Annotated in this window: 8 protein-coding genes; 4 read left to right on the top strand and 4 right to left on the bottom strand. The window is 47.0% G+C overall.

Annotation, left to right across the window (positions count from 1 at the left end):
- Positions 1-116: 116 nt before the first annotated feature.
- The 3 genes from QUB70_RS30115 to QUB70_RS30105 form a co-directional block, all read right to left on the bottom strand.
- Positions 117-2,570, bottom strand: a complete 2,454-nt coding sequence (locus tag QUB70_RS30115; protein ID WP_332985371.1) for a GH116 family glycosyl hydrolase — start codon at positions 2,568-2,570, stop codon at positions 117-119.
- A 285-nt stretch (positions 2,571-2,855) separates the two neighbouring features.
- The gene (locus QUB70_RS30110; protein WP_332985369.1) at positions 2,856-3,176 is read right to left on the bottom strand and encodes an ArsR/SmtB family transcription factor; all 321 of its coding nucleotides are present in this window, start codon (positions 3,174-3,176) and stop codon (positions 2,856-2,858) included.
- A 38-nt stretch (positions 3,177-3,214) separates the two neighbouring features.
- The gene (locus tag QUB70_RS30105; RefSeq protein WP_332985368.1) at positions 3,215-4,135 is read right to left on the bottom strand and encodes a hypothetical protein; all 921 of its coding nucleotides are present in this window, start codon (positions 4,133-4,135) and stop codon (positions 3,215-3,217) included.
- Between the two features lie 466 nt (positions 4,136-4,601).
- Here QUB70_RS30105 and QUB70_RS30100 point away from each other — a divergent pair, with 466 nt between their 5' ends.
- Positions 4,602-6,284 (top strand): SulP family inorganic anion transporter, encoded by a 1,683-nt coding sequence (locus tag QUB70_RS30100; protein ID WP_332985367.1) that lies wholly within the window; start codon positions 4,602-4,604, stop codon positions 6,282-6,284.
- A gap of 160 nt (positions 6,285-6,444) precedes the next feature.
- Positions 6,445-6,732 carry a thioredoxin family protein gene (locus QUB70_RS30095; protein ID WP_332985366.1) on the top strand — a complete coding sequence of 96 codons (288 nt, stop codon included), beginning with the start codon at positions 6,445-6,447 and terminating at the stop codon, positions 6,730-6,732.
- A gap of 193 nt (positions 6,733-6,925) precedes the next feature.
- On the opposite strand, the gene QUB70_RS30090 is transcribed toward QUB70_RS30095, so the two are convergent.
- Positions 6,926-7,471 carry a gamma carbonic anhydrase family protein gene (locus QUB70_RS30090; RefSeq protein ID WP_332985364.1) on the bottom strand — a complete coding sequence of 182 codons (546 nt, stop codon included), beginning with the start codon at positions 7,469-7,471 and terminating at the stop codon, positions 6,926-6,928.
- A gap of 106 nt (positions 7,472-7,577) precedes the next feature.
- Here QUB70_RS30090 and QUB70_RS30085 point away from each other — a divergent pair, with 106 nt between their 5' ends.
- Together QUB70_RS30085 and QUB70_RS30080 are read left to right on the top strand one after the other, a co-directional pair.
- Positions 7,578-8,087, top strand: coding sequence for a TIGR02652 family protein (locus QUB70_RS30085; protein ID WP_332985363.1), 510 nt, complete (start codon positions 7,578-7,580; stop codon positions 8,085-8,087).
- 184 nt (positions 8,088-8,271) lie between these two features.
- Positions 8,272-8,706 (top strand): VOC family protein, encoded by a 435-nt coding sequence (locus tag QUB70_RS30080; protein WP_332985362.1) that lies wholly within the window; start codon positions 8,272-8,274, stop codon positions 8,704-8,706.
- The last annotated feature ends 227 nt before the right edge of the window (positions 8,707-8,933 follow it).

Genomic DNA, 8,933 nt, shown 5'->3' with positions numbered 1-8,933 from the left:
GCCCATTCCACAAGAAAAAAAATTTTGTGGGATGGGCATCTTGCCCGTCCTAGTTATTTTTGCAAGAGGTCTATTATATAAAAACCCGGTTTCTTTAGTCCTATGCGTAAGTCCTGTCATCTTTTAAAACCCGTCAACACGCCGTAAATCGCCCAAATCGCCATCGCCCGCAAATAGTGACTCGCCCGAAAAGTCCCCCCCGCCGTAATCGCTTCCGGCGTGCGAAACTGCAACCCATTTTCATAAATCTGCTTCACCACCGCATCCGTCAATTTAAACGCTTTTTCCTCCATTCCCATCTGTACCAAAAAAGCCGCCAACCCAAAATTAATCCCCGTCCAAACTTCCAAAGGATGAGTTGCATTGGGATTTTCCGGCGAACCATTCAGCATCACTCCATTCGCTGCACCGAACTCGCCCTCGTTGAACTTCAAAAAGCAAGAATCGTACACAGTTTCTAAAGCACTAGCTGCACATTCTGGTGGCACAATATCCGGCAATCCTAACAGTTTCGCGTAAAATTGACCGCACAGTTGGTCAGCCATTACAACTTCGGAATTACTCTCGCTGTCCAAACGGTAATATTGACCGTTCCACAGTTTTTCTTGATAGCTCGGTCTTGCTTGTAGCAGCCAACTGTGATATAATGCTATCTTTGCTTGAAGGTTAGGAATTATCTGCGGTGCTGCATCTTCCAAGATTTCGCCGATCGCGATCGCAGCCTCCAGCGCCGCCAACCACAAACCCCCGCAATACGCACTTATCCCCCGCATTTGCCAATCATCAAACGTCTGATCCGGTGCTCCCGAATTCTCAGGAATTCCGTCCCCATCCTCATCAAAAGTTTTCAGATAAGCCAAAGCCTCAACAATTGCCGGCCAACACTCTTGCAGAAACTCACAATCTGTGCCGCCAGTCAACAGGAAATCCCGATAAACCTGCAACACAAAATCGCAAGGCAAATCCTTCCACAAATTGCAATCTTGATAGCTAGTATAATTCGTTTTCTCCCAAGGATGTTCGTTAGGAGCACCTAAATCGTGCGGCGTCGCACCGACTGCTTTTCTAATAGCCGATGCTTGATTCCAGCCCACAATTCTCGGCGTATCGTCACCCGCAGAAATTGCCCGTGCAAAAGCTATAATTACCGATTTTTCTAATTCCGGCCACAGCATCAACAAAGCAAAAGAACCGTAAAGACGCACGTCTAAACTTTCATACCAGCGGTAATCAATGCACTCCAAAACTCCAAATTGACCCTTCGGATCGCGTTCGTCAGCCGCACTCCAAAGCGTACCGCCGTCAGTTAGGATATACAATTCATTAAACAAAGCCATTTTGAAACTGTCTGACAAATCTTGCCGTTCTAAAATGGGTTTTTGCCAAGCTTCAATATTTTCGCGCCAAGTATCCGAATGCTTCATCGCCGTGCGAATAATCGGCCAAGCATTTTTGCCGTTGCGCCCAAAGAAATCCGTATAGCGGCGGTAATACCAAACTCCCGATGCAAACTCAGTAACGGGCAAATCCCAAGCTATAATAAAGGGGATTTTGCGAGTTTTTCCCGGTCGAATAGTAAAGCGAACTGCGATCGCACAGGCCAACTGTTCCCCTGCTGCGGCTGCTGTCTCGTCTTTGTCATCCACCAAGAAACCTTCAGCAGAAAAGTTGCGCCAAATATCGTCGCCATTCCCCGCCGGGTTCCAGCGAGTTTGATAAAATACTTCTACCGCCGGATTAGTAATAGTTGCGATCGCCCACTGTCCATCTCCCTCTTGCGCTTCCTCCTCAGCAGTCAACCGCGTCATCACGCAACCGATCCGGTGAAAATCTTCCACCAACAAATTCAAATTTCCGGCACTTTCTCCCCACCTGGGTTGATAGTCATAAAAAGGACTACCATCATCTCGTACCATCACTTCCGGCGACTTATTGGCATTAGTAAACCAACCGACAAGATTCTCCCAAGTCAGCATGATGCTGAGAGTAATCGGCGCATCTGTAGGATTGTGTGCCACCCATTCAAACATGGCTACTGGGTAACTGCTTTCCTGATAATTGTTCGGCAAAATTGGCGAAAATTGCTCGCAGCTTAATTTAGCCTCAAACACATTTTCATAAACAAACCAACTGCGCGGATACAAAGCATGATAACTCCCCGAAGAATTAGACTCTTCCCCGGTTTTTTCTTCTTCCCTTCTTCCTTCTTCCTTCTTCCTTCTTCCTTCGCAAGGATACCATTCCCAACTAGATAAACTGCCATCGGTAGGCGGTTCTGTGGACAGTGCAAAAGCTTGTTTCTTGCCTTGAGTTTCTTCAAAAACGCTGAACTGACAAGCGGGCAAACTGCGAAAAATGTGCTCGCCGCCGTCAATGTGCCAGAGATTGAAGTCGCCGCGGGACGATCGCCCGATGCAGCCGGCACCGAACCCGCCCAGAGGCATTCCGTGCCAGGGCCCGTCGTCGAGATTGCTTGCGTAGCGGACTGTATAGGGATTCTCCCAACCGAGGCCGATAGGACGTTTCCATGCCTGTGGGGGGATGTTTGGATGGGATGTGCGATCGTTCATAATTTATTTTTATAAGCAAAGGCGATCGGTGGGATTCCGGCAGAGCTTTAATAGTATATATAGGACTTACACAAAAAACCCAGTTTCTGATTTAGATTTTAGATTTTAGATTGCAGCAAGCCACTTTATCGGGGCAGAATATAATCAGCGATCGACATCTTGGAAAAATAAGATATGGCGCCCAGATCACCTCTGCCTACGCCCTACGTCTATAAAAAGCTTGAGATTATTTGTTGGAGATGTCTATTGGCAAAACCTTGATTTCTATAAACCAGCCATTAGTTCTTATTGCAACTGTTCCAGGGCATCTCGCACGTCAACCAGATGGTTGTTAAATACTTCTAACGCGGCATCCAAAATCTTGAATATAGCCCGGTCACGAATGGAATAGAACACAAAGTTTCCCTGTTTGCGACTTGTCACCAAATTCCTGCTTCGTAACACGGCTAATTGCTGAGAGATAGACGAAGGCTCTATTTCCAGCCAGTCAGCGATATCGTTGACGCTGCGCTCTCGTGTTCGCAGGGTATCTAAAATCTGAATCCGCACTGGATTAGACAACACCTTGAAAAGGTCTGCTTTAAAATCGCTGGGTTTCAATGCCATTCTATTACCTAAGTATCCTTACAGCTTTTTGGGTCATCTTAACATTCTGATGTTCTGTCATACAAGTGACCGTCTGGAGTAATCCGGGGGGCGTTAAGGTATCGATTTCTATTGATTCTAATAGAATAGACTTTGTGCTTTTGAGTAATTACCTGTAGTGATTCACTTGGCGGTTGATTGATCGTGATGGTTCTGGCATCGCCGGTGGTTAACACTCGTTGCTTACCGAAGGTTGTCCACAAACCCCTGGCATGACGTTCATACTGACGGATGCGGTCGGCCCCAAGCGGCTGATGAACGTGGTTAGGGATGATAATTAGATCGGGGCTGCAATAGTTGAATACTTCTGGGCAGTAACCATCTTCTTGTCCGTGATTGGAAGCGACAAATAGGTTGACTTGGCGAAGTCGATCGCGAAATTTAGGATTTCGCAATAAACCGTGCCACCCTTGTGTCTTCAAATTACCGGGAAAGATGATATTGACATCCCGAGCATACAGGAAGGTAACTAGGCTGAGATTATGAACGTTAAGAAACTCTGGATACTGGTTGCAGAAAAAAGAAATAGTCACATCCCCTAGATGAATCCTTTGATCTACATTTGTCTGCCCATTATAAACTTTGTTTAACAGTCTTAGCTCTTTCCCCGTGCCGGGATTCCGAACGGCTAACTCAGGAACACTATTTACATCAATTGATGGATTAGCCATCAAATAATCAATCGAAAAATTATGTTCCAATAAATGACTCATTAAATCAGAGAAGCCTTTAAAAGGATCTTCGGTGTAAGCAGGTACGATTAAGTAATCGAGGTGACGGGTTCGATGATTGAGAAAATACCAGCTCGGTCGAAAACCATTGCGAAAACTGTAGCCAGAGTCAATCAGGACTGTACGATAATCATCGGCTTCAATGGCAGAGCGAAAGCCATGATCGACATCAAAAATTTTAATATTCATTGTCTTTGCTACTCTACGAAAAATAAGCGGATGTGCGGATTTATCGCTTTTTAATTAGGAATAAAATCGAATACGACAGCATAAAATGCCGTCGGTCGCGATCGCCTCAGAAATTGCAGATGAGCGCTCGCATCTGTACGAGAAAAATATCGAGCAAGAACAATATTTTGGAAATTAGGGAGAAGGCGGACAACGCACCAAAGCCGACATGAATCTTCAGTCCCATTTAGAAAAGGTCGTTCAATGTAACCCATCTCGGTGTATATGTTTGATCCAGTTTTAACTATCTACGAGGATTAACCGCAGGCGGTTAATCCTCGTAGATGATGGCTATTGCAGCAGCGGGGTAAAAATTCCCTGGTGGATTGCTGGTTGCCACAATCTAGCACGAGTGTTAACCTATATGCAAGACTTTGAATATTGCAAGATATAAAAATTCACACACATAGGGAGATTTTAAAACTCAATGACAGTAGTAAACGGTTTCATGGGTGGTCTGCGGTTTTGGTTCGATCGCACCTTTGCTCATTGGCGAGGTGATTTGACTGGTGGGCTGACTGCTGCCGTGGTTGCCCTTCCTCTGGCCTTGGCGTTTGCTGTGGCCAGTGGCGTCGAACCCAAAGCCGGACTCTACACGGCAATTGTGGCGGGCATCGTGGCGGCGGTATTTGGTGGTTCCCCGGTGCAGATTACAGGGCCCACGGGAGCGATGGCGGTAGTCCTGATTGGGATTGTCACCCAATATGGTATCGAGAAGGTGTGGATTGCCGGGGTAATGGCAGGAATTATTCAAGTTGCCCTGGGCGTCGCCAAACTAGGTAGACTGGTCAAGTTTATTCCCTATCCAGTCACAGCAGGTTTTACCAACGGCATCGCTGTGATTATTTTTTGCGGACAATTGAATAATTTCTTTGGGTTGCAGTTGCCCCGTAGTGAACATTTTTTACCGGGCATCTGGCAAACCCTTACCCATTGGGAAGGATTAAACCTAGAGGCAGTCGGGTTGGCAACTGTGGTGATTCTGACCAAGCTATTTTGGACAAGGATTACGACTGCCATACCGGGTTCATTGGTAGGGTTGGTGCTGGCAACGACGATCGCCTCTTTGTTTCACCTCGATGTTCCCACTATTGGTTCTATCCCACAATCGTTGCCCATGCCCCAAGGGATTCCCCACGCCAATGATTTTAGGGTGATCCGAGAATTGATTAATCCGGCATTAGCTTTAGCCGCATTGGGCAGTATTGAATCGCTGCTATCTGCTGTGGTTGCCGATGGTATGACTGTTAGCGAGAAACACAACAGCGATCGCGAACTGATTGGTCAGGGCTTAGCAAACATTGTGGTTCCATTCTTTGGCGGTATTCCAGCAACGGGAGCGATCGCCCGTACAGCGGTGAATGTGCGATCGGGCGGCAAAACCCGGTTGTCTGGAATCATTCACGGGGTTGCACTCGCAATCATCGTTTTGACATTAGCGCCTTTAGCGGCTCAAGTTCCCCTGGCAGCATTGGCAGGAATTTTGATGGTGACGAGTGTGCGGATGGTTGAGTGGGAAGCGATCGGCTTACTGATGCGGGCAACCTACTCTGACTTCGGCGTAATGATGCTGACTTGGATGGTCACCATTCTGTTTGATTTGGTGCTGGCGGTGGAAGTCGGGTTAATTGCTGCTGGGGCGTTATTCATTAAGCGCATGAGCGAGCTCAATTTGGCGAAAATCCCCGAAACAGAAGCCTTTCCGCCCGGTCTACCCCTTGAATTGAGCAAACAAATTGCTGTTTATCGGGTTGATGGGCCTGTATTTTTTGGGGCAGCAGAGCGCTTTGTTACCTTCCTGCGGGATGAACCTGAAGTGAAGTATCTAATTTTGCGGATGCGGTTCGTACCCAATATGGACACTACTGGAATCGTGGCCTTGGAAGACATCTATCGCGATTTGAAACGACATGACTGTCGCCTCCTTTTGACTGGCTTACAACCTGAAGTTCAAAACTTGTTAGAACGCAGCGGATTGCTGGACAAAATTGGTAAACAAAACTGTTTCGAGACCACCGATGCAGCAGTTTGCGCGTTAACTCCAACGGCAATCAGTTGTCCTCTCTCTCCTCCATCAGTTAGTCAGTCTGAAGAACTGATTAAACGCTGAAAATGCCACTGCTCCTAGTTTCATCTTTTGTATCTACCGTCAAAGGGAACTCTTCACCAACCGTTCAACCGATGAAACTAGGAGCAACAATTCAGCAACTATTGTCATCGTTAAATTGCGATTATCAACTTCCGCCATGTCTGTTTGGAGAAACTTACTAATGCATACATTTGACGTTGAAATTATTCGCACTCATCACGAAAGTTGTCATTTTCTAGAAGACAATGTTTTAACGGCGATCGCTAAACTGGGCATCACCGCAAAAGTTAACTGCATTGCAGATATTGAAGAAGTGAAACGACTAAGATTGCGCTGTACTCCAGCTTTAGTGATTGATGGCAGGGTTGTGAGTCAAGGGCGGCAGGTTTCATCAAAAAAAATCCAATCCTTCCTTCTGGAATTGACTCATTTGTCCGATGGTGGAGATTTTATGAGTCGAATGTTTTAGGAGATGAAGTATCTGATACGTGAAAAAGTGATACACTTTTTTCCAGACCCTTACCGATCGCTTAAAATCAGCGCTTTTTCAGCGCGGAAGTTGTCACAATATCGATCGAGGAATGTTTCAAAGGTGAGGATTTTTGGCGCGGTGTAAGCGATTGGAAACTAATAGTTTTTTGCTTAAAATCTTATTTTATCAACTAACCAAATCCCAAATCAGAACCTTTCCCCGCGTGAACCAGAGCCAACTTTTCGTAACGCTTAGCGTGTTCCACCAACTCGGCTGCTTCTTCCTCAGAGACATCCCGCAGGCGCTTGGCCGGCACTCCCGCAACTAGCGTGTGAGGGGGAACGTCCTTGGTGACAACCGCCCCTGCACCGACGATAGAGCCTGTGCCCACCCTGACTCCATCGAGGACGATCGCCCCAATCCCGATCAGGCAGCCCCGTTCAATGTAAGCTGAGTGAATCACGGCTCGGTGTCCGACTGTCACGAAATCTTCCAAAACAGTCGGTTTCCCCGGATCGCCGTGCAGAATTGCTCCATCTTGGATATTGGTACTTGAGCCGATCGCAATTCGCTCTACATCCGCCCGCACCACCGCCCCGTACCAGATACTAGCGCCCGCAGCCACCTCTACCCTGCCCATTACAACAGCACCTTCAGCGACAAAAGCAGCTTGGGAGAGATCCGGCCTTGGCCAATAGGAAGGAATTGCAGGCAGAGGTTTGTGGAGATTGCTCATTTGTTGGTCGATCGTGATACTTCTAGCAGATTAGCGGGTTGTCAATACGCGATATAATAAAACTATTTGGCACTTTTGCAGAGAAAATATGTTGGGACGCAAATAAATGATTGAAGTTGCCTTGCAATACCCGATGTTTGGCCCGGAAATTCAGTGTCCCCACTGTCGCCAAACAATTCCGGCTCTAACGCTCACGGATACCTATTTGTGTCCGCGTCACGGGGCTTTTGAGGCAGATCCAAAAACGGGCGATTTAGTTCACCTTCAGTCTGGGCGGCACTGGCGCCGCTGGGAGGATGAATGGTATCGCCAGCACACTCATCCGGACGGGATTCGGTTTGAAATTCACGAAGCGCTCGATCGACTTTATACTCAAGGCTACCGAGCAACTCGCGTGATCGTTGCTCAACGCTATCGGGACTTAATCAGCGCTTATTTGGAACGCAGCACGCCTTGGCGGGGCCAGTCGGAATCGCCGCGGCCGAGGCTTTACGGTCTACCTGTGGATTTTAGCCCCGAACCCCAGGAGGAACCTTGCTGGGAAGTGATTAATTTTGATTTGGAAAAAGAGCCTGGAGTTCCGATTAGATATCCCTATTTTCGGTTGTTTGAATAGTCAGTTGGCAGTTGACAGTTGGCAGTTGGCAGTTGGCAGTAGTTATTAGTTTATTAGTTTATTAGTTTATTAGTTTATTCGTAGTAGGTGACAAATAACATAGGATAGATAATAAGTGCCAACTGCGAACTATCAACTGCCCACTGCCCACTGCCCACTGCCCACTGCCCACTGCCAAAATCAAATGCACCACGCCTCGATTCGCACTGCTAACATTCACCGGGCGATCGCCTTTTACGAACAGTTGGGATTTACTGTGAGCGATCGCTTTACCACAGGTTACACCCTTGCCTGTTGGATGGAAGGTCTCAACGGACGCATCGAACTCATTCAAATCCCAGAACCAAAACCCGCACCGGATGCTTTCACAGACGAGCATTATGTTGGATACTATCATTTATCTTTTGATTTAACTGAGGCGACAACTGACTTGCCGACTTGGTTGCAGTCTCTGAAAGAGCAGTTTGAACAAGCTGCTAAGCAGGAACCAAACCAGTTTCAAGCATTGAAAGTTTTATTAGAACCGACTCAACAGGCGATCGGGCAAAATGTTTACGAAGTAGCTTTTATTGCCGATACCGACGGATTGCCTTTAGAATTTATCCGGCGGCTTAATTAGTGCGAGCAACCAATACATACCGCTAGCTTCTAAGTAATACCAATTTAATGTGAAGTTGCACATATCTCGATCCCCCTCGCATCCCCCTTAATAAGGGGAGTAGGCAGGGTGGTTTTATTGTGGGGAGAAGAAATCTGAAACGACAGAAATCACCACTCAAAGCTCGCGTCTGGGACGCAACTGTTATATTAATAAAGGTACGTAGTTGGGCTTTAGCCCTCTTTCTA

This window comes from Microcoleus sp. A003_D6 (assembly GCF_036702825.1).
GTDB lineage: Bacteria > Cyanobacteriota > Cyanobacteriia > Cyanobacteriales > Microcoleaceae > Microcoleus.
The sequence above is the reverse complement of the archived record's forward strand: the minus strand, read 5'-3'. Positions and strand labels throughout refer to the sequence as shown.